The sequence below is a fragment of the Nocardia cyriacigeorgica genome, assembly GCF_005863245.1.
In the GTDB taxonomy this organism is placed as follows: domain Bacteria; phylum Actinomycetota; class Actinomycetes; order Mycobacteriales; family Mycobacteriaceae; genus Nocardia; species Nocardia cyriacigeorgica_C.
The window spans coordinates 268,533-293,369 of the sequence record NZ_VBUT01000008.1 but is presented as its reverse complement, the minus strand read 5'-3'; the positions used below and the strand labels follow the sequence as shown (position 1 = coordinate 293,369).

The 24,837-nt window shown below is 67.7% G+C and carries 28 protein-coding genes; 15 read left to right on the top strand and 13 right to left on the bottom strand.

Annotated features, from left to right (window positions below):
- Nucleotides 1–1,200, bottom strand: coding sequence for an NAD(P)/FAD-dependent oxidoreductase (locus FEK34_RS21740; protein ID WP_138450419.1), 1,200 nt, complete (start codon nt 1,198–1,200; stop codon nt 1–3).
- Nucleotides 1,201–1,426: 226 nt separating this feature from the next.
- On the opposite strand from FEK34_RS21740, the gene FEK34_RS21735 reads away from it, so the two are divergent.
- The 3 genes from FEK34_RS21735 to FEK34_RS21725 all read left to right on the top strand — a co-directional run bounded on the left by FEK34_RS21735 (nt 1,427) and on the right by FEK34_RS21725 (nt 3,696).
- Complete coding sequence (locus FEK34_RS21735; protein ID WP_138450417.1) at nt 1,427–1,783, top strand: SPW repeat domain-containing protein; 357 nt, start codon at nt 1,427–1,429, stop codon at nt 1,781–1,783.
- A gap of 7 nt (nt 1,784–1,790) precedes the next feature.
- Nucleotides 1,791–2,414, top strand: coding sequence for a TetR/AcrR family transcriptional regulator (locus FEK34_RS21730; protein ID WP_138450415.1), 624 nt, complete (start codon nt 1,791–1,793; stop codon nt 2,412–2,414).
- Nucleotides 2,415–2,487: 73 nt separating this feature from the next.
- Nucleotides 2,488–3,696, top strand: a complete 1,209-nt coding sequence (locus FEK34_RS21725; RefSeq protein WP_138450413.1) for a lipase family protein — start codon at nt 2,488–2,490, stop codon at nt 3,694–3,696.
- A 16-nt stretch (nt 3,697–3,712) separates the two neighbouring features.
- Here the strand turns inward: FEK34_RS21725 and FEK34_RS21720 are convergent, their stop codons facing one another.
- Entirely contained in the window at nt 3,713–4,273 is a 561-nt protein-coding gene (locus FEK34_RS21720) for a TetR/AcrR family transcriptional regulator (protein WP_138450411.1), read from the bottom strand.
- Nucleotides 4,274–4,365: 92 nt separating this feature from the next.
- Between FEK34_RS21720 and FEK34_RS21715 the strand changes: the two genes are divergently transcribed.
- A complete protein-coding gene (locus tag FEK34_RS21715; RefSeq protein WP_171048326.1) occupies nt 4,366–5,166 on the top strand; it encodes an SDR family NAD(P)-dependent oxidoreductase in 801 nt (266 codons plus the stop codon).
- Nucleotides 5,167–5,192: 26 nt separating this feature from the next.
- Complete coding sequence (locus FEK34_RS21710) at nt 5,193–5,918, top strand: hypothetical protein (protein ID WP_138450407.1); 726 nt, start codon at nt 5,193–5,195, stop codon at nt 5,916–5,918.
- 97 nt (nt 5,919–6,015) lie between these two features.
- Here FEK34_RS21710 and tuf read toward each other — a convergent pair whose 3' ends face one another.
- The 7 genes from tuf to hppD all read right to left on the bottom strand — a co-directional run bounded on the left by tuf (nt 6,016) and on the right by hppD (nt 13,065).
- Nucleotides 6,016–7,206, bottom strand: a complete 1,191-nt coding sequence (tuf, locus tag FEK34_RS21705) for an elongation factor Tu (protein WP_014353061.1) — start codon at nt 7,204–7,206, stop codon at nt 6,016–6,018.
- A gap of 134 nt (nt 7,207–7,340) precedes the next feature.
- Nucleotides 7,341–9,443, bottom strand: coding sequence for an elongation factor G (gene fusA / locus FEK34_RS21700; protein WP_138450406.1), 2,103 nt, complete (start codon nt 9,441–9,443; stop codon nt 7,341–7,343).
- 156 nt (nt 9,444–9,599) lie between these two features.
- Nucleotides 9,600–10,070: a 30S ribosomal protein S7 gene (gene rpsG / locus FEK34_RS21695; protein ID WP_014353063.1), complete on the bottom strand. Its 471-nt coding sequence runs from the start codon at nt 10,068–10,070 to the stop codon at nt 9,600–9,602.
- Nucleotide 10,071: 1 nt separating this feature from the next.
- A complete protein-coding gene (gene rpsL / locus FEK34_RS21690; protein ID WP_014353064.1) occupies nt 10,072–10,446 on the bottom strand; it encodes a 30S ribosomal protein S12 in 375 nt (124 codons plus the stop codon).
- Nucleotides 10,447–10,721: 275 nt separating this feature from the next.
- The gene (locus tag FEK34_RS21685) at nt 10,722–11,282 is read right to left on the bottom strand and encodes a DUF3558 domain-containing protein (protein WP_249357926.1); all 561 of its coding nucleotides are present in this window, start codon (nt 11,280–11,282) and stop codon (nt 10,722–10,724) included.
- Between the two features lie 11 nt (nt 11,283–11,293).
- Nucleotides 11,294–11,824: a DUF3558 domain-containing protein gene (locus FEK34_RS21680; protein ID WP_138450402.1), complete on the bottom strand. Its 531-nt coding sequence runs from the start codon at nt 11,822–11,824 to the stop codon at nt 11,294–11,296.
- Nucleotides 11,825–11,862: 38 nt separating this feature from the next.
- Nucleotides 11,863–13,065, bottom strand: a complete 1,203-nt coding sequence (hppD, locus tag FEK34_RS21675; protein ID WP_138450399.1) for a 4-hydroxyphenylpyruvate dioxygenase — start codon at nt 13,063–13,065, stop codon at nt 11,863–11,865.
- Between the two features lie 147 nt (nt 13,066–13,212).
- Between hppD and FEK34_RS21670 the strand changes: the two genes are divergently transcribed.
- The gene (locus FEK34_RS21670) at nt 13,213–13,740 is read left to right on the top strand and encodes an Lrp/AsnC family transcriptional regulator (RefSeq protein WP_138450397.1); all 528 of its coding nucleotides are present in this window, start codon (nt 13,213–13,215) and stop codon (nt 13,738–13,740) included.
- Nucleotides 13,741–13,745: 5 nt separating this feature from the next.
- On the opposite strand, the gene FEK34_RS21665 is transcribed toward FEK34_RS21670, so the two are convergent.
- The gene (locus tag FEK34_RS21665; protein WP_138450395.1) at nt 13,746–14,849 is read right to left on the bottom strand and encodes a winged helix DNA-binding domain-containing protein; all 1,104 of its coding nucleotides are present in this window, start codon (nt 14,847–14,849) and stop codon (nt 13,746–13,748) included.
- Nucleotides 14,850–15,024: 175 nt separating this feature from the next.
- Entirely contained in the window at nt 15,025–15,999 is a 975-nt protein-coding gene (locus tag FEK34_RS21660) for an NADPH:quinone oxidoreductase family protein (protein WP_138450393.1), read from the bottom strand.
- Between the two features lie 218 nt (nt 16,000–16,217).
- Between FEK34_RS21660 and FEK34_RS21655 the strand changes: the two genes are divergently transcribed.
- From FEK34_RS21655 to FEK34_RS21645, 3 genes are all read left to right on the top strand, one after another.
- The gene (locus FEK34_RS21655; protein ID WP_138450391.1) at nt 16,218–16,544 is read left to right on the top strand and encodes a type VII secretion target; all 327 of its coding nucleotides are present in this window, start codon (nt 16,218–16,220) and stop codon (nt 16,542–16,544) included.
- Nucleotides 16,541–17,683, top strand: coding sequence for a transglycosylase SLT domain-containing protein (locus FEK34_RS21650; protein WP_249359471.1), 1,143 nt, complete (start codon nt 16,541–16,543; stop codon nt 17,681–17,683). The genes FEK34_RS21655 and FEK34_RS21650 overlap by 4 nt, the downstream gene beginning before the upstream one ends.
- Nucleotides 17,684–17,836: 153 nt before the next feature.
- Nucleotides 17,837–18,610 carry an acyl-[acyl-carrier-protein] thioesterase gene (locus FEK34_RS21645; RefSeq protein WP_212748797.1) on the top strand — a complete coding sequence of 258 codons (774 nt, stop codon included), beginning with the start codon at nt 17,837–17,839 and terminating at the stop codon, nt 18,608–18,610.
- A 63-nt stretch (nt 18,611–18,673) separates the two neighbouring features.
- Here the strand turns inward: FEK34_RS21645 and FEK34_RS21640 are convergent, their stop codons facing one another.
- Complete coding sequence (locus FEK34_RS21640) at nt 18,674–20,344, bottom strand: FAD-dependent oxidoreductase (protein ID WP_138450389.1); 1,671 nt, start codon at nt 20,342–20,344, stop codon at nt 18,674–18,676.
- A 172-nt stretch (nt 20,345–20,516) separates the two neighbouring features.
- On the opposite strand from FEK34_RS21640, the gene FEK34_RS21635 reads away from it, so the two are divergent.
- Nucleotides 20,517–21,008 (top strand): SixA phosphatase family protein, encoded by a 492-nt coding sequence (locus tag FEK34_RS21635; RefSeq protein ID WP_138450387.1) that lies wholly within the window; start codon nt 20,517–20,519, stop codon nt 21,006–21,008.
- 39 nt (nt 21,009–21,047) lie between these two features.
- Here FEK34_RS21635 and FEK34_RS21630 read toward each other — a convergent pair whose 3' ends face one another.
- Nucleotides 21,048–21,251, bottom strand: coding sequence for a hypothetical protein (locus FEK34_RS21630; protein WP_036540424.1), 204 nt, complete (start codon nt 21,249–21,251; stop codon nt 21,048–21,050).
- A gap of 58 nt (nt 21,252–21,309) precedes the next feature.
- Between FEK34_RS21630 and FEK34_RS21625 the strand changes: the two genes are divergently transcribed.
- The 5 genes from FEK34_RS21625 (at nt 21,310) to FEK34_RS21605 (ending at nt 24,796) form a co-directional block, all read left to right on the top strand.
- Nucleotides 21,310–21,693, top strand: a complete 384-nt coding sequence (locus tag FEK34_RS21625) for a VOC family protein (RefSeq protein WP_138450385.1) — start codon at nt 21,310–21,312, stop codon at nt 21,691–21,693.
- A gap of 94 nt (nt 21,694–21,787) precedes the next feature.
- On the top strand, nt 21,788–22,243 hold the full coding sequence (locus FEK34_RS21620) for a MerR family transcriptional regulator (RefSeq protein WP_138450383.1): 456 nt from the start codon (nt 21,788–21,790) through the stop codon (nt 22,241–22,243).
- The gene (locus FEK34_RS21615) at nt 22,236–23,306 is read left to right on the top strand and encodes an aldo/keto reductase (protein WP_138450381.1); all 1,071 of its coding nucleotides are present in this window, start codon (nt 22,236–22,238) and stop codon (nt 23,304–23,306) included. Before FEK34_RS21620 ends, FEK34_RS21615 begins: the two co-directional genes overlap by 8 nt.
- Before the next feature lie 198 nt (nt 23,307–23,504).
- The gene (locus tag FEK34_RS21610; protein WP_138450379.1) at nt 23,505–23,816 is read left to right on the top strand and encodes a GNAT family N-acetyltransferase; all 312 of its coding nucleotides are present in this window, start codon (nt 23,505–23,507) and stop codon (nt 23,814–23,816) included.
- Nucleotides 23,813–24,796 (top strand): pirin family protein, encoded by a 984-nt coding sequence (locus FEK34_RS21605; RefSeq protein WP_138450377.1) that lies wholly within the window; start codon nt 23,813–23,815, stop codon nt 24,794–24,796. Before FEK34_RS21610 ends, FEK34_RS21605 begins: the two co-directional genes overlap by 4 nt.
- Nucleotides 24,797–24,837: the final 41 nt, after the last annotated feature.

Here is a 24,837-nt window from a genome sequence, read left to right as displayed (position 1 = left end):
TTAGCCCGCGCCGAGCAGCTCCGCCACCGGGGCACCCGCCGCGATCTTCGCCCTGGTCTTCATCACCTGCGCGGTCATTCCGGCGCCGACCACGCCGGTCAGCGTGCCGTCCTGGGTGTAGTAGACCAGGAACTTGCGGCCGTCATCGGAGACGATGTGGATCTCGTCGGTGGGACGGGGCGTGCCGAGGGCCTGGATCTTCACGTCGTACTGGTCGCTCCAGAAGTAGGGCACCCGCGCCGCGGTGGGCGGTTCGGCGCCGAGCAGCGCGCAGGCCAGCAGTTTCGCCTGCTCGCCCGCATTGGTCCAGTGCTCGACCCGCTTGCGCGCACCGTCGTCGTGCCGCCAGGCCGCGACATCGCCGACGGCCCACACCCCCGGCGCGGAGGTGCGGCCGACCTCGTCGGCGAGCACGCCGCCGCCCGCCGACGGTTCGGCCAGCTCGATTCCGGAATCGGCCAGCCATTCGGTGACCGGCCGCGACCCGACCCCGATCACCACCAGGTCGGTTGCCACCTCGGTCCCGTCGGTCAGTAGCGCACCGTGCACCCGGCCCTCGTCGTCGGCGAGCAGGGAATCGACGCCGACGCCACAGCGCAGGTCGACGCCTTCGTCCCGATGCATGCGCGCCACCAGTGCGCCGACCTGTTCGCCGAGCACCGAGGCCAGCGGCGTCGGCTGCGGTTCGACCAGCACCACCTCGATGCCCCGGGTGCGGAAGCTGGCGGCCACCTCGCAGCCGATGAAACCGGCGCCGATGACCAGGGCGGTCGCGGCGTCGCCGAGTTCGGCGCGCAATGCCGTGGCGTCGGCGTGATCGCGCAGCACGTGCACGCCGTCGAGCTCGGGCAGGCCGGGCAGTTTCCGCGGGCGCAGTCCGGTGGCGATGATCAGTTCGCTGTAGTCCAGGACCGAGCCGTCGGCCAGCCGCAGGCGCCGGGCCTCGGTGTCGACGCCGACCGCCTCCTGGTTCAGCCGCAGATCGATCTTCTTCTCGGTGAAGAATTCCGCGGGCCGCAGCGTGGTGTCGTCGGTCTCGCCGCGCACGAATTGCTTGGACAGCGGCGGGCGATCGTACGGCGGACGGGATTCGTCGCCGAGCAGGATCAGCTCGCCCTCATAGCCCGCGCGGCGCAACTCCTCCGCGGTGCGCAAGCCGGCCAGACCGGCCCCCACGATCACGATCGGCGCAGCAGTCATGCCCGCATCCCTTCCTCCGGGCCGTCCGTTCGGCCACCTCGCTGACGACAGTCCACCCTAACGTCCGCTTGGTCGGTGCTGTAGTGAGGACGGTCACCTTTACCGTGCCATCGATTGCCACGCAATCGATGCCATTCCTATATCGACCGGGCGGTCAATCAGGTCTATACCGAGGTCAGGACGGATTTTCGGGTCTGTCCGCACCAGCAGATGCAAGGAGGCATTTATGTTCACCGAAAGCCGTGCGCAAGATTTCCTGGCCGTAGTGCTAGGCGTCTTCGCCGCACTCTCACCGCTCTGGGTGGAGACGAACGATCGGGCCATGTGGTCGTTGATCGTGCTCGGTGTGCTCATCGCACTGACCGGTCTGGCGCAGATGTACCGAGCTGAGATGGCCTCCGCCGATTACGCGATGGGCCTGTTCGGCGTGCTGATGTTCCTGTCCCCGTGGGTCATGGACTTCAGCGGCTTCAGTGGCGCATCCTGGACCGCATGGATCGTCGGCGTCGTGACGGTGGTTGTCGCGGTGGCGGCGCTGCCCGCGGTCTCGGGCCGGTTGCACGATATGGTTCCGCACCACTGAGTCGGCCATGACCGGACCCCGTCGAGCCGGGCGTCGCCGCAGCGCGAAAACCGACGGCGACGCCCGTCAACTCATCCTGGACGCCGCCGAAAAGCTCTTCGCCGCACAGGGGTTCGACGGCACCCCGACGGCGGCGATCGCCGCGGCCGCCGGAGTGCCCAAGGGCCTGGTCTTCTACTATTTCCCCACCAAGAACGCGATTCTGTCGGCCCTGATGGCCGAACGGGTGCCGCCGCAACCGATCAACGACATCGACACCGTCGTCGAGCCCGGCGATCCGGTGGCGAGTCTGGTCAATCTCGATGCGGCCCTGAATCTTCGCGACCACCATTCCTCGGTGTTGCGCGTCATCATGTGGCGCGAGGCCGACACCCACCCCGACGTCCGCCGCCAGTTGCGCAAGCTGCGCGATCAACTCCTCGACGTCACCGCACGCGTCCTACAGGCCAGCGCCCCCGCCCCGGTCCGCCCAGGCACCCTGCGCGCCTGCGCCGCCGCCTGGGTCTCGGCCATGTTCGCCATCGCCAGCACCGACCGCCTGCACGCCCTCGACGGCGTCCCCCTCCCCACGGCCGACGAAATCCTCAACGTCGCCCAGGTGGTCGCGGCGGGCATGACCCAGCTGGGCTGACCTCGATCGATGGCTCGCCGAGGCGACCGAGGCTGACGGTCATCGGCGGCACTGCGTGGTAGCAATAGCTGCCATGCGGGTTATCCAGCGATTGATAACCGGCGCGCTCGTCGGCGCCTCTGCGGTTCTGCTGGCCGGGACGGCTACCGCCCCGGCGCTACCTCGTTATCCGGTGGCCGATCCGGATCCCTTCTACGCCCAGCCGGCGGATCTCGCGGCCTACCAGCCCGGTGACGTGCTCGCGGTGCGGCGGTTGCCGCCGCTGCTGACGTTTCCCGGCACCACGCTGACGTTGGTGAAGTTCCGCTCCACCAACTCGCGCGGGCTGCCCATCGCGGCAACCACCACCGTGCTCACGCCGCCGGGTCATCGGCCGGACGGCCCGCTGCTGTCCTACCAGCACATCATCAACGGGCTGGGGCCGCGCTGTGCGATCTCGCGGGTGCTCTACACCGCTGACCCGAATCTTCAGGTACGCGAGGCCGTCGCGCTGAATCTGCTGCTGTTGCGCGGCTGGAGCATCGCACTGCCGGATCACCTCGGACCGACCTTCGCTTACGGCGCCGCCCGGCTCGGCGGGCAGATCACCCTCGACGGAATCCGTGCGGCGCAACGCGTTCCGGAGCTCGCGGTGCAGCACAGCCCGGTCGCTATGGCCGGCTATTCCGGCGGCGGCATGGCCACGGCATGGGCGGCAGCGCTCGCACCCAGTTACGCGCCGGAGCTGAAACTGGCCGGCGCCGCGGCCGGTGGGGTGCCGGCGAATCTGGTGCGCATGCTGGAGGCGTTGCAGTTCAACCCGCATCCGGGTTTCGGACTGGTGATGGCGGCCGGTATCGGGCTCGAACGCGAATACCCCGACCGCTTCCCGATCAGCGATCACCTCAACCCGACCGGCCTTGCGGCCCGCGACCATATGGCCAACGGCTGCACCAACGAGATCATCGCCACCGGCGCGGGCCGCAGCGTCCGCGATTACGCCAGCAACACCTCACTCATGTACGACGCCGAAGCGCGCGCGGTGGTCGAGGAGAACAGCCTCGAACTGTTCGACGGAGTCCCGAATATGCCGATCTTCGAATGGCATTCACCCAGCGACCCCCTCATCCCCATCGACTCCATCGTCGCGACCAACCGCCGCTACTGCGCGGCAGGCGTGCCCGTCCAGGCCGAGCTGATCCCGACCCCCGAGCACCTGTCGGCCGCGGTCCTCGGCATGCCGAGCATGGTGGCATGGCTGGATGCGCGGTTCCGCGGGGAGCCCGCGCCGAGCAACTGCTGACGCGGACCCCACCGGCTCACCCCTCCGCGAGCCCGCGTAACGCTAGATCGACCTGGTGTTCGACAACGCTCGGCGCAGCATCGGGCATCAGCTGGACGATGCGGATGAGACCGAGCAGCTGGTAGCCGATGTCTTCGGCGCTCACATCGTCGGCCAGCGAGTGATCGGTCCGCGAGCGCGCCAGGGCCACCCGACCGATCTCGGTGAGGTGAGCGAGGCAGCGTTGCAGTTCGGCGTCCGACGGTGACCCACCCGCCAGCAGGTCGGCCATCGCCTTGTTGGCGGTGACGTTGGTGAGTGCCCCGGTGAAGAACTTCCGCAATGCCTCTAGCGCGGAAAGCTGTTCGGGCAGGGCGGCTTCGGCGAGCTCGGCGAAGCCGCTTCCGGTCACGGCCTGCACGAGGTGTTCGCGCGTTGGGAAGTGCCGGTAGAGGGTGCCGATGCCGACTCCGGCGGCCGCGGCGACGGCACGCATATCCACAGCCATACCGTCGGCGCGGAAGGCTGCGTTCGCGGCGGCCAGGATGCGTTGCTTGTTGGCGGCGGCGTCACGTCTTTGCCTGCGGTCCTCTGCCATGAGCACATGCTAGCGATTCGGAACACAGGTTCCGATTGATGCTAACCTGTTCCGGAACATGCGTTCCGGAAAGGCGAGATATGCGAACGATCGTGATCACAGGGGGCACCGACGGAATGGGCGCCGCACTGGTCCGCCATTTCCTGGCCACCGGCGACCGTGTCGTCGTCATCGGCAGGAGCCGCGACAAATTCGAGAAGTTGATCGGCACCGCCCCGGACCGGGCAGCCGCCGAGTTCGTCGAAGCCGATCTGGCGTCGGTCGCCGACAGCCGCCGGGTCGTCACCCGACTGCGAGCGACCTACGACCACATCGATGTGCTGGTGCTCGCCGCCTCGTACATCCGGCAACGCCGCGCGCTCACCAGCGAAGGCCACGAAGCGTCGTGGGCACTGTTCTTCCTTGCCAAATACGTCTTCGTCACCGGTCTCGCCGCACTGCTGCACGAGTCCGCACGGCCGGTGATCGTCAATACCGCAGTACCGGGCGCACGCGCCGATGCCATCGATTTCGACGATCCCGCGATGGCCGACGGATTCACCTTCCGGCGGTCCAACGCACAGCAGCGGCGGGCGAACGAACTCCTGGGAATCCTTGCCCTCGAGGACAACCCGAATCTGATGTACCTGACCTGGGGGCCCGGCCGGCTGGTGCGAACCAGCTTCGCCGGCGAGGCCGGCCCCGCCATGAAGGTCTCCGCCGCCGTGCTCGGCCGTCTGCTCGGTCAGCGCCCGGATATGGCCGTACGCCCGATCATTCGGCTCGTCGACGATCCGCGGCCAGGGCGCTTCGCCTATCGCGGCGCACGAGAGGTCGCTCTCGTGGCCGGTGATCACGACCAGGCCGACGCCGCCCGTCTGGCGGCGCTGGCCGAGGCCGAGACCGACGGATGACACCCCACTCGGGTAAGAATGACCTCATGGATGCCGATTACAACGGTCTCGGAGATGGACTTCGCGCTCGCCAAGAGGGTTTTCACCGCACCGAGCGTGAGCAGTCCGAACCGGCCGTCGCCATGGCTGCCGGGTTGACGGGAGCGGACACGAACACCAATGGGGCGACCACCAACGGGTCGCTGCCCACCCGCACGACCGCGCAGACTTCCGCATTCGACTGGTCGCCGGCTCAACTGCCGCCCATGCCCGAACCCCGGCGATCGGCCCCAGCACCGGAACCCGAGCCCGCCCAGGGCATCGGGTTGACCGGGGTGGACAACACGGCGCCCCAAGCCGCCCAAGCCACGCCGGCACCGGCGGCCACCGAAACCTCGGCGCCCGCCGCGACACCGGAACCCGAAAAGCCCGCACCCGCCCCGCGCCAGGCGATCCCGTCGCGCCGCGCGGCCCGCGCCGCCGCCGAGGCCGAAGCCGAGGCCCAGGCCCCGGCCGAACCCCCGCTGCCCCTACCGAACGCCGACGGCGGCGTCGACCTGCACCGCATCATGCGGCTGCTCTTGGCCAGCGATGAACTGAACGCCCTCGCCACCAAGGCCGAGGCGGGCACCCTGTCCCCCGACGAGGTCGTGCGAACCGCCCGCCGCACCCGCGCCGCCGCGGTCGAGGTGGTTTCCGCCTGGTACGGCGGCTCCACCCAGATGGTGAAGTTCGCGCAGGCACTGTTACAGGCCGCCGGCGAATCGGACTGACACGTCCCTGGCCGGACCGGCCGGCCGTAAAGAATCCCGAAAAACAAAACGGCGCCGCTCCTTTCGGAGCGGCGCCGTTTCGGCTGGTTACGTCAGATCACTTGATGATCTTGGTGACGCGACCGGCGCCGACGGTGCGGCCACCTTCGCGGATCGCGAAGCGCAGGCCCTCGTCCATGGCGACCGGCTGGATCAGCTTGACGGACATCTCGGTGTTGTCACCGGGCATGACCATCTCGGTGCCCTCGGGCAGGGTCACAACGCCCGTCACGTCAGTGGTACGGAAGTAGAACTGCGGACGGTAGTTGTTGAAGAACGGGGTGTGGCGGCCACCCTCGTCCTTGGACAGGATGTAGGCCTGGCCCTCGAACTCGGTGTGCGGGGTGGTGGTGCCCGGCTTCACGACGACCTGGCCGCGCTCCACGTCCTCGCGCTTGATGCCACGAACCAGCAGACCGACGTTGTCGCCCGCCTGGCCCTGGTCGAGCAGCTTGCGGAACATCTCGATACCGGTGACCGTGGTCTTGGTCTTCTCCGGGCGGATGCCGACGATCTCGACTTCCTCGTTCACGTTGATCACGCCACGCTCGACGCGACCGGTGACGACGGTGCCACGACCGGTGATGGTGAAGACGTCCTCGACGGGCATCAGGAACGGCTTGTCGGTCTCACGCACCGGGTCCGGGATGGACTCGTCGACAGCGTTCATGAGCTCGACGACCGAGTCGACCCACTTCTGGTCGCCCTCGAGCGCCTTCAGGCCGGAGACGCGGACGACGGGGGCGTCCTCGTCGAACTCCTGCGAGGCCAGCAGCTCGCGGACCTCCATCTCGACGAGCTCGAGGATTTCCTCGTCGTCGACCATGTCCGACTTGTTCAGCGCGACCAGGATGTAGGGCACGCCGACCTGACGGGCGAGCAGCACGTGCTCGCGGGTCTGCGGCATCGGGCCGTCGGTGGCGGCGACCACGAGGATGGCGCCGTCCATCTGCGCCGCACCGGTGATCATGTTCTTGATGTAGTCGGCGTGACCCGGGGCGTCGACGTGCGCGTAGTGGCGCTTCTCGGTCTGGTACTCGACGTGGGAGATGTTGATCGTGATACCACGAGCCTTCTCCTCAGGCGCCTTGTCGATCTGGTCGAAAGCGAAGCTCTCGTTCAGATCCGGGTACTTGTCAGCCAGCACCTTGGTGATCGCTGCGGTCAGCGTGGTCTTGCCGTGGTCGACGTGACCGATGGTGCCGATGTTGACGTGCGGCTTCGTCCGCTCGAACTTCGCCTTCGCCACTGTGGTCCTCCTGGACTTGTTGGTGCGTGCAGTTGCAGCAGTGCGGGGGTCATCCCCATACACATGGGGAACTTTCGGTTGAACAAACTCCCGGGAGATCCGGGGCAGGTGAACCACCTGCCCCGGAGGGGTAATTACTCGCCGGTCGCCTTGGCGATGATCTCCTTCGACACGTTGGCCGGAACCTCCGCGTACGAATCGAACACCATGGAGTAGTTCGCCCGGCCCTGGGTCTTCGACCGCAGGTCACCGATGTAGCCGAACATCTCCGAGAGCGGAACCAGCGCCTTGACGACACGGGCACCACTGCGTTCCTCCATGGCCTGGATCTGGCCACGGCGGGAGTTCAGGTCGCCGATCACATCGCCCATGTAGTCCTCGGGCGTGATGACCTCGACCGCCATGAGCGGTTCGAGGATCACCGGACCGGCCTTCTTGGCCGCTTCCTTCAGGGCCTGCGAGCCGGCGATCTTGAACGCCATCTCCGAGGAGTCGACGTCATGGTACGCGCCGTCGAGCAGGGTCACCTTCAGGTTGACCAGCGGGTAACCGGCGAGCACACCGTACTGCATGGCGTCCTGCGCACCGGCGTCGACCGATGGGATGTACTCGCGCGGCACGCGGCCACCGGTGACCTTGTTCTCGAACTCGTAGGTCGCGCCGTCCTCGCCGACGAACGGCTCGACCGCGATGATGACCTTCGCGAACTGACCGGAGCCACCGGTCTGCTTCTTGTGCGTGAATTCGAGCTTCTCGACCGGGCGGGTGATCGTCTCACGGTAGGCCACCTGCGGCTTACCGACGTTCGCCTCGACCTTGAACTCGCGCTTCATCCGGTCGACGAGGATGTCCAGGTGCAGCTCGCCCATGCCGCCGATGACGGTCTGGCCGGTCTCCTGGTCCAGCTTCACCGAGAAGGTCGGGTCTTCTTCCGACAGCTTCTGGATGGCGGTGCCCAGCTTCTCCTGGTCGGACTTGGTCTTGGGCTCGATGGAGACCTCGATGACCGGGTCCGGGAAGGTCATGGACTCGAGCACGATCTGGTTGTTCGGATCGCACAGGGTGTCACCCGTGGTGGTGTCCTTGAGGCCGATGACCGCGTAGATGTGGCCGGCGGAGACCACGGGGACCGGGTTCTCCTTGTTGGAGTGCATCTGGAACAGCTTGCCCAGACGCTCCTTCTTGCCCTTGGTCGCGTTGATGACCTGGGCGCCGGAGTCGACCTTGCCGGAGTACACGCGGATGTAGGTCAGCTTGCCGAAGAAGGGGTGCACCGCGATCTTGAACGCCAGGGCCGCGAACGGCTCGTCGGCGCTCGGCTTGCGGCTGATGATCTCTTCTTCGTTGCCGGGGACGTGACCCTGCACGGACTCGACGTCCAGCGGCGAGGGCAGGTAGTCCACGACGGCGTCGAGCATGGGCTGCACGCCCTTGTTCTTGAACGCCGAACCACACAGCACGGGGTAGAGCTCGGAGTTGACGGTCATCTTGCGGATGGCGCCCTTGATCTCATCGATCGTGAGCTCTTCGCCACCGAAGAACTTCTCCAGCAGCGCCTCGTCCGACTCGGCGACGGTCTCGAGCAGTTCCTGACGGTACTGCTCGGCCTTCTCCTTCAGATCGGCCGGGATTTCCTGGACCTCGTACTTCTCACCGAGCTTGGTCTCGCCGGTCCACACCTTGGCGTTCATCTCGACCAGGTCGACGATGCCCTCGAAGGTGTCCTCCGCGCCGATCGGCAGCTGGATGACCAGCGGCTTCGCGCCGAGGCGGTCCTTGATGGTCTGCACGGTGAAGTAGAAGTCCGCACCGAGCTTGTCCATCTTGTTGACGAAGCAGATGCGCGGCACGTCGTACTTGTCGGCCTGACGCCACACCTGCTCGGACTGCGGCTCGACACCTTCCTTGCCGTCGAAGACGGCGACGGCGCCGTCGAGCACGCGCAGCGAACGCTCCACCTCGACGGTGAAGTCCACGTGGCCCGGGGTGTCGATGATGTTGATCTGGTTCTGGTTCCAGAAACACGTCACCGCCGCGGAGGTGATGGTGATGCCGCGTTCCTGTTCCTGTTCCATCCAGTCGGTGGTCGAGGCACCGTCGTGGGTCTCACCGATCTTGTAGTTCACACCGGTGTAGAACAGGATTCGTTCGGTTGTCGTCGTCTTGCCCGCATCGATGTGGGCCATGATGCCGATGTTGCGGACCTTGTTCAGGTCGGTGAGCACGTCCTGTGCCACGGAAATCTTCCCCGCTCTGCTTCGTTAGCGATCAGCTAGTTGGGATTCTCGGGGACGACCGGGGGAGGTCGTCACTATGTCAACGCCGGAAGCGGCACCGAAGTGCCGCCCGGCCGTGATACCTGCCGACCCCACCAGCGATGGGCCGGGCAGATGTCACCAGCGGTAGTGCGCGAACGCCCGGTTGGACTCGGCCATCTTGTGGGTGTCCTCGCGACGCTTCACCGAGGCGCCGAGGCCGTTGCTGGCGTCGAGCAGCTCGTTGGCCAGACGCTCGACCATGGTCTTCTCGCGACGCGCGCGGGAGAAGTTGACCAGCCAGCGCAGCGCCAGGGTGTTGGCGCGGCCCGGACGGACCTCGACCGGCACCTGGTAGGTGGCGCCACCGACGCGACGCGGCTTGACCTCGAGCGACGGCTTGACGTTGTCGAGAGCGCGCTTGAGGGTGACGACCGGATCGGTGCCGGTCTTCTCGCGCGCCTGCTCGAGCGCACCGTAGACGATGCGCTCGGCGGTCGACTTCTTGCCGTCGAGCAGGATCTTGTTGACCAGCTGGGTGACCAGCGGCGACCCGTAGACCGGGTCGTTGATCAACGGACGCTTGGGAGCGGGGCCCTTGCGCGGCATATCAGCTCTTCTCCTTCTTGGCGCCGTAGCGGCTGCGGGCCTGCTTGCGGTTCTTCACACCCTGGGTGTCGAGCGAACCGCGGATGATCTTGTAGCGCACACCGGGGAGGTCCTTCACACGACCGCCACGGACGAGCACCATCGAGTGCTCCTGCAGGTTGTGGCCTTCGCCCGGGATGTACGCCGTGACCTCGACCGCGCTGGTCAGGCGAACACGCGCGACCTTACGCAGCGCGGAGTTCGGCTTCTTCGGGGTCGTGGTGTACACACGCGTGCACACGCCACGGCGCTGCGGGCTCCCCTTGAGGGCCGCGGTCTTGGTCTTGGCGACCTTGTCACGGCGACCCTTACGGACCAGCTGGTTGATGGTTGGCATAGACCGGCTTTCCTTATTGGTTAATGCGGTGTCGTATACGTGTCATCGAGCATTCACTCGCACGTCCGGCCACGTTTCTCGCGTCCCGAGGTCGGGCGTGTCGCGCGCAGGTCAGGGGCCCTATTTCAGGGCACGCTGGAACTGTCAGCCGCTCTCGCTGGCCTACGTTCTGCGCTCGAACTTGCCCGCATGCTTCCGGGCACAGCGATCCACGATACTCGGAGCCCGGAGCATGGGTCAAAGCGGGGTCGATCACGCGGCCGCCCGCGCGGCGCTCACCTGGCCAGATTCAAGGTCAGCTCCACGAGTTTCTTGGCGGCGCCGCAGGGATCGGGATGCGCGGAGCCCGCCCGGTAGTTCACCCACCATCCCACGATTCCGGTATCGGCGGCACTCGCGCTCACGCCGCAGGAGTCCGGATCGCCGGGCCGCCGTGTCTCGAGCGCGCTGCGGCCCTGCACGGTGATCGTGGTGGTGGTGTAGCCGAGCTTGTCATTGTTGGTGCGCTCGTTGTTGAGCGAGCCGATCTCGTACCAGTTCAGCGTGACCATCCCGCCGCCGGTCGCGCCGCCCTCCAGATCCCACATGCACACCGCGCCGTAGAACGAGGGCTGCACGAAGCCGGTCTCGTCGACGACCTTCGCGATCTGATCCTGGGAGACCACATCGCATTCGCGCAGCAGCTTGTCGAAATCGGTATTGACCGTGCTCGCCTCGGCGGCGCCGGCCGGCTGGGCCGAGCCCTCGACGGTGCGCCCGCAACCGCCGAGGACCAGCGTCAGGCCGACGGCCGCCGTCACCGCCATCGTCGCGCGCACGCGCCTGCCCCCGCTCATCACCGTTCCCCTCATTGCAGCCTCTGCACGGTCAACTCGGCCAGCTTGCGCATCTTGTCGCACGGATTGCCGCCGTTGGCCTCGAACAAGCCGTAGGACATCGACCATTCGAAGAAGTCGTCGCCGATCTGGACCGCGAGGTCGCAGACCGAACCGCTCGGCTCCAGCGCCTGGAAGCCGGTCTTGCCCGCGACCTCGATCGACTGCGGGTTGCGGCCCTGGGTGGTGACCCAGGCGCGCTCGCGTTCGATCGGGCTGCCGCGGAAGGAGGCGAAGGTGACGCTGGTGGATCCGCTGCCCGCCGCCTGCCAGTTGCAGCCGGTGGAGTTCTTGAACACCTGCGAGATCTGGGCCATCCCGGCGACCTGACGCACCTCGTCGTCGGTGACGTGGCCGCATTCGCCGACGAACGGACCGAGGGTGGCGACCTTCGGCGGCGGCCGGTGCGAGACCTGCGGAGATTCGTCCCCCTCGCTGGAGCCGCACGCCGACAGCAACAACGTCAGGGCCGCAACCGAGACGAGGACCGACGGGATACGCATGCGATGAACTCTACCGACCGGTCGCGAGTCCGGCCGCGCTACAAATTGCCGCGGGCGTCCTGTTCGCGCTCGATGGCCTGGAACAGGGCCTTGAAATTGCCCTTGCCGAAGCCGAGCGAGCCGTGCCGTTCGATGAGCTCGAAGAACACCGTCGGACGGTCGGTGAGCGGACGGCAGAAGATCTGCAAGAGATAGCCGTCCTCGTCGCGGTCGACAAGAATGCCACGAGATTGCAACTCCCGCACCGGAACTCGCACCCGGCCGATCCGCGCGCGCAGCTCGGGGTCCTCATAGTAGGCGTCGGGGGTCGGCAGGAACTCGATGCCCTCGCGGCGCAGATTGTCCACACACGTGAGGATGTCGGAGGTGGCCAGCGCGATGTGCTGGACGCCTGGGCCGCGATAGAACTCCAGGTACTCGTCGATCTGCGAGCGCTTCTTGCCGACGGCGGGCTCGTTGAGCGGGAACTTCACCCGATGATTGCCATTGGCCACGACCTTGCTCATCAGCGCCGAGTACTCGGTGGCGATATCGTCGCCGACGAATTCGGCCATATTCGTGAAACCCATGACGCGGTGGTAGAACTCGACCCACTCGTCCATCCGGCCCAGCTCCACATTGCCGACGACGTGGTCGATCGCCTGGAACAACCGGACCGGAGCACCCGGCCGCGGCTGGTAGGTCGAACGCCGGGCGACATAGCCGGGCAGGTAGGGGCCGAGGTAGCCGGAACGGTCGACCAGGGTGTGCCTGGTCTCGCCGTAGGTGGCGAGGGCGGCCGAGCGGACGGTGCCGAATTCGTCGGTCTCGTCGTGCGGTTCGACCAGCACGGTGGCGCCGTGGCGGCGCGCCCAGTCGATGCACCGGTCCACATCGGGCACTTCGAGGGCGATATCGACGACACCGTCCCCGTGGCGATCGTGGTGGGCGATCAGCGGACTGTCCGGATCGACGGCGCCCTTGACGACGAATCGCACACCACCGCTGCGCAATACGAACGCCTTGTGGTCGCGATTGCCGGTCTCCGGACCCGAATAGGCCTCCAGCCGCATCCCGAACGCCGACTCCAGGTAGTGCGCGGTCTGGGTCGCGTTACCGACCACCCACACCAGCGCGTCCCAACCGATCACCGGGAACGGATCGACACTCACATCGTGGTCCACCAGGCCGACCAGGGTGCGCAGCTCATCGTCGGCCGGGGCATCGGCGCGCCGGGTGTCCGGTAACTGCTCGAGAGTCATGCACCTAGGAAATCGCCGCGCGCGCCGGTAGGCAACCAGCGGGTTTCCGAGTAGCCACACTGGCAGATCGGTCTAGTAAGGCGCCTCGGATGCTGGGCAGAATGACTAGCATTGAGGCATACCGCAGTGTCCGAACGGAGGCCGCCCATGTCGCGCACGCCGGCGAAACTCGACGAACTCGATCTCGCGATCCTGACCGCGATGCACGAGTACCAGAAGGCGGGGATCCTGGAGCTGTCCCGGCGCACCCGGGTCGCGCGGGCCACGGTGCAATCGCGGATCGCGCGAATGGAGGAGGCCGGGGTGATCGCCTCCTACGACCCGCAGATCGACGTCACCGCCGCCGGTTTCGAGGTGCAGGCCTTCGTCACCCTGGAGATCGCCCAGGGCGCGCTCGACGCCGTCGCCGCCGAACTCGAGGCGATCCCCGGCGTGCTCGAGGCCTACGCGACCACCGGGTCCGGTGATGTGCTGTGCCGGATCGGCGCGGATTCGCACACCGGGCTGCAAGAGGTACTGCTCAGCATCGACCGGACGCCGCCGGTGGTGCGTTCACACAGCGTGATCGTGCTGTCGACGGTGGTCGAGCGGCGCACGCTGCCGTTGCTGCGGACCCTCACGCCGACGGGGACGAGTAAGGCGCCGGCATATCGCGGGAATCGACCGCCGTCCTAGCGCCCTCATGGGCGCAGGTCGGCACCCACGTCGAGGATGTCGAGCCGCGGCGCGAGGTCCGGTTCGAGAAAGGCCAGCAACGCCGAGGCCTCGGCTTCGACCTCGGCCTTCTCCCGCGCGGTCCAGGCGCGGTTCGGGCTGATCCGCATCCTGACGGCGGTCTTGTCCGGAAAGACTTTGTACATGCCGGCCAGGAAGCCGTCGACCAGGATCGGCGAGGCCAGCAGCCGGGAAATGCCGGGCTGGCCGTCGGGTGCGATGCGCGAACGATCCTGGTGGGAGAGCAAGGCGTTGTCGTACCAGCCGAGCAGCCGGACCGGCGCGGGCAGATCGGGATCGGCCAATTCGGCGTCGGCCAGGTCGTAGAGGGTGCGGCCGCGCTCGTCGCTGTAGGTGCGCAGGCGGTCGCCCAACTGCGCGACGACCGTCTTCATGCCGGTAAGCCGCGACCAGGTCTGCATATCCATGGTGCTCGCCGGCCCGAACGCGCGCAGGTACCGCACCACCAAGTCGGCGACCGGATAGTCCGGGTCCAGCGGCGCGCCGAGCCAGGGCTGCACCCGCGACCAGATCGGTCTGCTGTTGTCGCGCCACATTCCGCGCGGCGGGGTCTGCAATACGGGCAGCTGATACAGCCAGGTCTGCACCACCGCCCCCGGGTCGCGGTCGGGAAACAGTTCGGCGGCCCTGGCGCGTAGCTCGGCGGCCGGCATCGGCTCGTCGCCGAGCACCTCTTCCCCGCGCCTGCGCACCTCGTCCGGATCCAGGCCGACCATCGCGCCGTAGTTGAACCCCTTGCGGAACGGGACCTTCTCCAGTTCCGGCTGGATCAGCGGCGCGATGCGCAGCGCGTCGGGCGGGGTGACCAGGTGAATCGTGCCGCGCATCAAGGTGATCCGGACCAGCGAACGATCCAGCAGGCCCGCCGAGACCGCGGCCGGATCGAAATCGGCGAGGCGACTCCACAACGCGACGAACGGCGGCGGCACATCCTGGGCCTGCAAACCCACCAGGTGATCGCACATCTCGGGCACCGAGAGATTCGCGCGTTCGAGCAGGTGCTGGCGGGCGAGCAGGGTCCGGTTCAGCGTCCGGGTGGTCAGTTTCATGGTCCGCTCACGGTAGAGCGAGCCACCGACAGGCGCTAGGCGAACCAACAGCACATGCGACGCACCGAGCCGATTCAGCGCCTCGGTGCCGGCGCATGCGGCTGAGCGACAGACCTACAACGGCCGCGCACGGCGCCGACTCGATTCCGCCGACCGCGCAGCCGAGCCCGGCGACTCAGCGCACGGTGACGACGACCTTGCCGGTGGCCGTGCGGTTGTCCAGCGAGGCGACCGCGTCGGCGGCGCGCTCCAGCGGGAACAGCACCGGCTGCGGCGCGGTGATCGCGCCAGAGGCCAGCAGCGGCTCCACCTCGGCCCACTGTTCGGCCAGGTAGCCGGGATGTGTCATCACCCATTCGCCCCAGGCGGCGCCGACCACCTCGACGTTCTTGAGCAGCAGCCGGTTCACCTTCACGGTGGGGATCTCGCCTGCGGTGAACCCGACCACCAGCAACCGGCCCGCGGAGGCGAGCGAACGAATGCTGTCGGTGAAACGGTCGCCGCCCACCGGGTCGAGCACGATATCCACCCCGCGCCCGCCGGTCAGCTCCTTCACCGCGTCCAGCCAGCCGTCGGTGAGCACCACATCGGTGGCACCGTTGGCTCGCGCGACCTCGGCCTTCTCCTCGGTGCTCACCACCGCTATCGTCCGGCCTGCGCCGAGGGCGGCCGCCATCCGCAGCGTCGAGGTGCCGATGCCACCGGCCGCGCCGTGCACCAGCACCGTCTCGCCCGGCGCCAGCCTGCCGCGATTACGCAGGCAGAAGTGCACGGTCAGATCGTTGAACAGAATGCCGGCGCCGGCTTCCAGCGACACGTTGTCGGGCAGCCGGAACACCATCTCGGCGGGCACCACGGCCACCTCCGCCATGGCATTGCCGAGCAGCGTCAACGCGATCACGCGATCGCCCGCGCGCACATGCGCGCCCTCGGGCGCCTCGCGCACCACACCGGCGATCTCGCCACCGACGACGAACGGCAGCTGCGGCTTCATCTGGTACAGCCCGCGCGTCATCAGCACATCGGGAAACGCGACTCCGGCCGCGTGCACATCGATCACCACACTGCCAGGGAACGGCGTGGGCTCCGCGATATCGACGACCTCGATGGACTCGGGTCCTTCCAGCTTGCTGACCTGGGCTGCGCGCATGTGCCGACCTCTTTCGTCTCCGCGCCGTCGTCATCGGCGACGCCGGATCCCAACATAATCGGCGCGGCCGCACCCCGCGTGCCCAACCCGCGCACCGCCACACCCGGCCCGCGCGCCGGCACCTCGGCGCGCCCGATCCGCTTGTGCGCAGGCCCTGTTCAGCGGCGGTGCCTTTGTTAAGCTCTCCCACAGTGCATCGGGAGGGAAGGGGGACGTCCGTGAGCGAGAACGAGAGCAGCACGACCATCCGCGTCGATCCGGAGGTGCTGCGCAGTTTCGCCGGGCAACTCGGCGACGAAGCGGGCAACGTCAGCGGACTCGGCACGGCCGAGGACGCGAACGTCAGCGGAGCGGTAGCGGCGCTACCCGGCACCACCTTCGGTACCGCCGCGCAGCACGCCGTCGACGCCACCGGCAAGTGCCTACAGCGCATCAGCGACCGGCTCACCACGGTGGCCGACAGCCTGCGCAATACCGCGGGCGCCTACGAACTCACCGAAGCCGATTTCGAGCAGAAGCTGCGCACGATCGGACTGACGCAGTGACCCTCACGATCCCCGACGTCGAGCAGTGGAAGCCCGACCAGCTCGGCACCGCCGCCACCAACGCGTCCAACCTCGCCACCCGCCTCGACGGCCTGGCCACCTCCGGGCGCACCAGCACCGAGACCTTGCAGTGGAGCGGTCCGGCCGGCACCGCCGCCAAGACCAGGATGGATACCGAGAAGACCAGGACCGGCGCGGTCAGCGCGGCCCTGCTGGAATTGCAGACGGCGCTCAACGTCGAGGTCGGCAACCTCACCGAGACCAAGAACAAGGTGCTGCAACTGCGCGATGCCGCGCAGACGCCCAACGGCGAGATGCCCGGCTTCCAGGTCGCCGCCGACGGCACCGTCAGCGCCCAGGCACGCATGGACTACCTGCGCAAACATGCCGAAGGCAAGGCGAATGTGGAAGGCGAATGCCTGGCCGAGATGTATCTGGCCGCGGTGCATCAGTGGCATATCGCCAATGCGCTCAAGGCCGCCGCCGATGCCGCCGAGCGGGCTCGGGTCGCGGTCGAGAACGCGGCCGTCAAGCTGGACCAGGCCTTCGAAACGCTGGGCGATCCGAAGCTCAACGTCGCCCCGCCCGCGGTCCCGGCGAATACCGCGCCCGCGTCGGTATCGGCGCCGCAGAGCGATAAGCCGAGCAACAGCAGCCCGCTGATGTCGGGTTCCGGCTCCGGATCCGGCGGCAGCGGCGGCGGTGGCGGTGCGAGCTCGGGCGGCGGCAGCTGGTCGGAGAGCGCCCTGGCCTCCGGCGGCCCGCCGAGCAAGATGCCCACCGGCGAGCAGGCGCAATGGATCCAGGAAGCCATCCGGGTGCTGCGCGAAAACGGTTACGACGTCTCCGATTCCGATGCCGCGATCATCGCCGCCATCATCGAGAAGGAGTCCGGCGGCGACCCGAACGCGATCAACCTCTGGGACAGCAACGCCGCCGCCGGTATCCCGTCGAAAGGCCTGATGCAGACCATCGACCCCACCTTCAACTCCTACAAGCTGGCCGGCCACGACGACATCTGGAACCCGGTCGACAACATCATCGCCGGATCCAGGTACGCCATCGAACGCTACGGATCGCTGAGCAATGTGCCCGGCATCGTGGCCATGAGCCAGAACCAGGGTTACGTCGGCTACTAGGACGCGAGGAGGTTGCTGGAACCCCGGTTCGCGGGCAGGCGGTGCGCCCCGACCCGGCGGCTCGACGCGAGGGTGTGACGCACGCCCCGTAAAGTCTTCTCACAAGAAGCACCGCATGAGAACGCGGCACACCGTGCAGCGCGAGGAGCACAAGTGTCACTCGATCAGCCACTCGCCCCGCTTCCCCAGGAGGGCATGGGCTTTGCCTCGGCGTGGCCCGTCCGAGCCGGCGATGTGGATCCCTACAACCGTCTGCGATTCGACGGCGTCGCCCGCTATCTCCAGGACATCGCCTGGGAGCAGCTGCAACAGACGCTGCTGGAGCGGACCGATCCGAACTGGATCGTCCGGCGCACCGTCATCGACGTCGTCCGGCCGATCATGTGGCCGGATCAGGTCCGGCTGGAGCGCTGGTGCTCGGCCATGTCGACCCGCTGGACGAATATGCGGGTCCGGATCACCAGCGACAACGGCGGTCTCATCGAGACCGAGGGATTCTGGATCAATATCAGCGAGTCCAACAACCGCCCGGCCCGGATCAGCGATGAGGGCCTGGCCTACCTGGCGCAGACCGCGCAGGAACACCGGCTGCGCTGGCGGCCGTGGCTCACCGACGCCACCCCTCCCGAATCGGACACCGACCTGCCGTTCCCGGTCCGCGCCACCGATATCGACCAGTACAACCACGTCAACAACGCCTGCTACTGGCAAGCGGTCGAGCAGTTCCTGGTCGACTATCCGAAGCTGGTGGCGGGCCCGCACCGCGCCGTCATCGAATACGTCGCGCCGGTACTGGCGCGCGAGCACATCACCGTGCGCAGTCGCTACGAGCCCGGTGACGGCGCGGGCGCGCCCACGCTGCGCCTGTGGTTCGTCGTCGGCGGCACCACCACGACCATCGTGCGTGTGATGCCGCTGCCCAGCTGATCGAACGGCACCTGGCCGCGCGCCTCCCGGCGTTTACCGCGGTCAGGTGCCGCTCGGGTTCGCTCAGCTGTTGGCGGCCTTGAGCAGGTCGGGGCGGGTGGTGAATTTGACCCGCGGACGACCGGCGGATTTGCCCGCGGTGCGCTCGGCCTGGTCGATGGCCCGCCAGCCGTCGCGGTCGACCAGATCCGGCTGACGCTGTTGGACCAGGGCCCGCAGTGCGGCCCGGTCACCCCGTGGGTTGGCGAGTTTGCCTGCGATGAAATCGGCGATCAGGGCCTCGACGGTCTCCTCGGCGTCGACCCGGTTGGAACCGATCACACCGCGCGGGCCGCGCTTGATCCAGCCGCTGACATACACCCCGGGCACCGGTGTGCCGTCCTCGCCGATGACCCGGCCGTGCTCGTTGGGCACCACCGCGCGCCGCTCGTCGAAGGGCAGGCCGGCGACGGGTTCACCGCGGTATCCGATGGAACGCAGGACCAGCGAGGCGGGCAGGCTGCCGGTGCGGTCGGTCGGCCGGGCCACCAACTGCTCACCCTCGGTGAGCAATTCGTTGTGCACGTACTCCAGCGATTCCACCCGGTCGGTACCGGTCAGCCCGGTGGGCGAGGCCAGGTAGCGGAAGACGATCCGCTTGTTGGCCGGATCGCTCGGGGCCGCGGCGTACTCCTTGGCCAGGGTGTACTTCAGCGCCAGCGACGGCTCCACGTCCGGATCGTCGAGAATCGCCTGGCTGGCCGGATCCAGCTCCAGTTCGGCCGGATCGATGACGACGTCGACGCCCTTCAGATGCGCCAGCGCCATGAACTCCGGCGAGGAGTAGGCGGCCTGCAACGGACCGCGCCTGCCGAGCACCACGACCTCGCGGATATTGCTGCGGCGCAGCGCGTCGAGGGCGTGGTCGGCGATATCGGTCTTGGCGAGCTCATCCGGGTCGACGGTGAGCACCCGGGCCACATCGAGGGCGACATTGCCGTTGCCGACGATGACCGCGCGCTCACCCGACAGATCGAATTCCCGGTCGGCGTAGTCGGGATGACCGTTGTACCAGGCCACGAACTCGGTCGCGGAATGGCTGCCGGGCAGGTCCTCGCCGGGGACGTTCATATGCCGGTCCGAGGCCGCGCCGACGGCGTACACCACGGCGTGGTGATGTTCGAGCAGCTCCTCGTGGGTGATGTGCTCGCCGACCTCGACGTTCAGATAGAACTGGAGCGTGTCGCGGCGGAACGCCGTCTGGAACATGTTCGCCACGCCCTTGGTGCCCGGATGGTCCGGGGCCACACCCGCGCGCACCAGGCCCCACGGCGTCGGCAGCCGGTCGAACATCTCCACCTCGACCTCGGATCGGCGCAGGAGTTCATCGGCGGCGTAGCAGGCGGCAGGGCCCGCACCGACGACCGCCACCCGTAGCGTGCCCAGCTCCTTGGGTGGCCGGACGGGCGCGGCGATCGGGTCGAAGTTCGTCTCCAGCGGATGCCGCTGGAAATAGGCGGCATTGACATCGCGGAATCGGGCCAGCGAGGCGGTCAGGTCGTCTTCGGAGAAGATGGCGTCTACCGGGCACGCGTCGACACAGGCTCCGCAGTCGATGCAGGTGTCCGGGTCGATGTAGAGCATCTCGGTCGTCGCGAACTCCGGCTGGTCCGGGGTCGGTCGGATGCAGTCGACCGGGCACTCGGAAACGCAGCTGGCGTCATTGCAACAACGCTGCGTGATTACGTAGGCCATAGTGTGCAAATCCTCGAAAACTGTGCGGGGGCTGTGACCACCCCGGGTTCTGGGTGGCGCAGCGTCACGGAGCGGATCACGGGGTGACCGAGGGCCGTCGTGCTGTGACGCCGCTTTCAGTTTGCCTCGAGTGTGGCAGGTGTCTCTGCACCGGAGGGCTTACGGTGGTGCCATGGTGCGGACTCTGATCCTCATGCGGCACGGTAAATCGGCGTATCCGGACGGCGTGGAGGACCACGAACGCCCGCTCGCACCGCGTGGGCAGCGGGAGGCGGGACTGGCCGGACAGTGGCTGCGCGAGACCCAGCCGCCCATCGACGCGGTGCGCTGTTCGACCGCGACGCGTACCCGGGAAACGCTGGCCGCGACCGGCGTCACCGCGCCGGTGGTCTACGAGCGCGGCATCTACGAGGCCTCGCCGCAGACCCTCATCGAGCTGGTCCAGCTCAGCGATGACGACGTCGCCACCCTGCTGGTGATCGGCCACGCACCCGGCATGCCGTGGACAGCGTGGGAGCTGGCGAGCAACCGCGACAGCGAGCCGGCGATCGAACTCAGCCGCAAGTTCCCCACCTCGGCGCTGGCAGTTCTGCACTTCGACCGGCCGTGGTCGCAAGTGGATCCGGGGACCGGTGAACTGGTGAGCTTCCACGTGGCGCGCTGAGTACGTCGAGACCCCTTGCCGAACTGCCGAACCGGGCCGTCAGCGCAGCAGCTTGCCGCCGAAGACCACACCGGCCCCGAGCAGCACCAGCAGCACGAAGGCCGCGAACCCGCCGAACAACCACCACACCACACCGAGCGCGAGCGCGAACGGCGCGACGGCGATGGCGGTGATCACCGGGCTTTCCTTGACCGTGGCCCAGGCCGAACGGGCCCGGACGCGGTCGATTTCCTTACCTGGCATGGCTCCAGGGTAGGCCGGAAGCAGCAAACGTGTCGGTGCTCGATGCGATGCTCGTCACATGGATTGGAAAATCGAACTCGTGGCCATCCCGGTGACCGACGTCGACCGCGCCAAGGACTTCTACACCAAGATCGGTTTCAACGCCGATCACGATCATTCGCCCAGTGAGGACATCCGTTTCGTGCAGCTCACCCCGCCCGGTTCCGCCTGTTCGATCTGCATCGGGCGCGGCATCACCGAGGCGGCGCCCGGCAGCGTCGAGGGGATGCAGATGGTGGTGGACAGCGCCGAGCAGGCCTATCAGCAGCTGCGCGCGGCCGGCGTGGAGGCCACGCCGGTGAAGGACCTCGGCTGGGGCCTGTTCACCTTCTTCTCCGATCCCGACGGCAACAAGTGGGCGGTTCAGGAACTCCCGGATTACGCGGCCGGTTCGCCCAGCTGAGCCGGGCATCTGCCGTTCCCCTCTCATTTCGCGTTTGCTTGGAGTGCACTCCAGGTGACTAACGTCGTCAGCGTTCGGCGAGAGGGGCAGTCAGGTGAGCGAAACCGCACGTCAGAGTGTCGACAGCAGTGAGAGGGAACGGCCGCGCTATTCGATCGGCGAAGTCGCCGAGCGATGCGGACTGAGCCGGGACACGCTGCGCTGGTACGAGCGGATCGGGCTGATGGATTACATCGGCCGCGATCACACCGGCAAGCGTCGTTTCAGCGACCGTGACCTGGATTGGCTGGAGCTGATCGGCCGCCTGCGCACCACCGGCATGTCGGTGGCGGACATGGTCCGGTACGCGGAACTCGTGCGTGCCGGCGATGCCACGCTGCCCCAGCGCCTGGAGATGTTCCGCGCCACCCGCGCGGACACCCTGGCCAAGATCGCCGAACTACAGCGGACTGTCGCCGTGCTCGATTACAAGATCGAGCTCTACGAAGGCAAGGCGACGACGGTCCGCCCGATCAGGTCGATCCAATGCGAAGGGACAACCGATGAATGACGCATCGCGCAGCGAGTCCGTGCGAGACGGCGGCACCACGACCGAGCACGGAAGCGCCGGTCGACTGGCCGCGACGCCCCTCGGGACCAGCGGCATCGACGTAGGCGCCCAAGGCCTCGGTTGCATGGGAATGAGCGAGTTCTACGGCGCGACCGATCTCGCCGAGGCCCGCGCCACGCTGGACCGGGCACTCGAACTCGGCATCACCCTGTTCGACACCGCCGACATCTACGGCTCCGGCGACAACGAGGAATTCCTCAGCGATTTCGTGCGGGCCAACCGCGAGCAGGTGGTGCTTGCCACCAAGTTCGGCATCGTGCGCAAGGCCGACGATCCCACCTACCGGGGGTTCGACAACTCCCCCGAATACATCCGCGCGTCGGTCGATGCCAGCCTGCGCCGGCTCGGCATCGACGTGATCGACCTGTACTACATGCACCGGCGCGATCCCGAGGTCCCGATCGAAGACACCGTCGGCGCGATGGCCGAACTGGTCCAAGCCGGCAAGGTGCGGGCGCTGGGACTCTCGGAGGTCACCGGCGCGGAGTTGAAGGCCGCCTCCGCGGTGCATCCGATCGCCGCCGTGCAGTCGGAGTGGTCGCTGTTCTCCCGGGACGTGGAGAAGACCGCCGTTCCCGCCGCCGCCGAACTCGGCGTCACGTTCGTGCCGTACTCCCCGCTCGGACGCGGTTTCCTCACCGGATCGTTCAGCACCGCCGACGACCTCGGCGACGGTGATTTCCGCACCCGGATGCCACGCTTCACCGGCGACAACGCCGCGCGCAACGCCGCGCTGCTGGCCCCGGTGCGCGCCATCGCCGACGCACGCGGGGCGAGCGCCGCCCAGGTGGCGCTGGCCTGGGTGCATTCCCGGGCGCACGCCCACGACCTCACGGTGGTGCCGATTCCGGGTACCCGCAAGCGCACCCGGCTCGAAGAGAACGTCGCCGCTGCGTCCCTGGAGTTGACCGCCGACGAGCTCGCGAGCCTGGAACCCATCGCGGACCAGGTGGCCGGTGACAGGTACGCGGACATGTCGTTCACCTCCGCGGGCCGGGAATGAGCCGGGCCGGATGATCCGGTAGCCAACCCGCTACCGACGTCCGAGCGATCGCCGACGAGCACCATCGAGCGTGAGTACGCTGGCGCTCGTCGGCAGTTCCGGTGGGCCAGTGCCGGTCCTGGGCTGCCACCACGATCGGCGCGTCCGACCGCGTGTCGGTCCGAGCACACTCGCGGTACTCGAGAGGAGCAGCGGATCATGACGGAATCGACGGTGGCGACCACGGTCGCCGACAATCACGACAAGCATCGCTTCGAGGTCTTCTACGGCGGTGAGCTGGCCGGCTTCGCCGAGTACGAGGAGCGCGGCGACGAGATCGTCTTCGTCCACACCGTGATCGATGACGCGTTCGGCGGCAAGGGATTGGGCACCACACTGGCCCATCAGGCGATCGAGGACGTAATCGCGCGCGGCAAGACCATCCGGCCGGAATGCCCGTTCATCAAGAGCTATCTCGACAAGCATTCCGAGTACGACGAGCACGTGGTCGGCAAGGGCGCGGGCCGGTGAGCGATCTGGACCCGCATCCGGACGAGGCGCTGTGTGAGCCCTCGCCCGGCCCGGGTCCGGTGGCCGAGCCGTACCCCGCGCGCGAGGTGCCGCTCGGCGGGGTGCGCGGTGTGTTCGTCGAACGGCTGCTGCCGCAGCGCGATCTGCCGACCGTCGGCGCCTGGTGTTTCCTCGATCATTTCGGCTCGCCCACCGTCACCAAGACCGGGGCGCCGCCGGATATCGATCCGCATCCGCATATCGGATTGCAGACGGTGACGTGGCCGTTCGAAGGCAGGATCCGCCATCGTGATTCGGTCGGCTCGGATGTGGAGATCGAGCCAGGGCAGCTGAACCTGATGACGTCCGGCCGCGGCATCGCGCATTCCGAGTACGGCGTCGCCGGCGCGCCCGCCGGGCACGGCCTGCAATTGTGGATCGCGCTGCCCAGCGCGGCCGCCGGGATCGAACCGCATTTCGAGCAGCACCGCGAACTGCCGGCCTACGAAGTCGCGGGCCTGCGCGCGACGGTGCTGCTCGGCACCTTGGCCGGAGTTGCCTCGCCCGCGATCGCCTACACACCCTTGGTGGGGGCTGATGCCCGTATCGATGCGGGCGCGCAGGTGAGGCTGCCGGTCCAGCCGGGTTTCGAGTACGCCGTGCTGGTGCTCGAGGGCGAGATGGCCGTCGCGGGAACCGAACTCGGTCCCGGCCCACTGCTGTACCTGGGCACCGAGCGCGAGGAACTCACTTTCACCAGCGGCTCGGGCGCGCACTTCGCCCTGATCGGCGGTGAACCGTTCGGCGAAGACCTGGTGATGTGGTGGAACTTCGTCGGCCGCAGCCATGACGAGATCATCGCCGCCCGTGCGGATTGGGAGAACCGCAATGTCGAGCGGTTCGGCGATATCGCGGGACATCCACCGCAGCAGCGGATTCCGGCCCCGCCGCTGCCCGGGTTGCGGCTCAAACCACGCAAGCGGCGCTTCGGCAGGCACTGACAGCAGGCGACCCGGCACCGCCGTGGCGGCCCGGGTCGCCG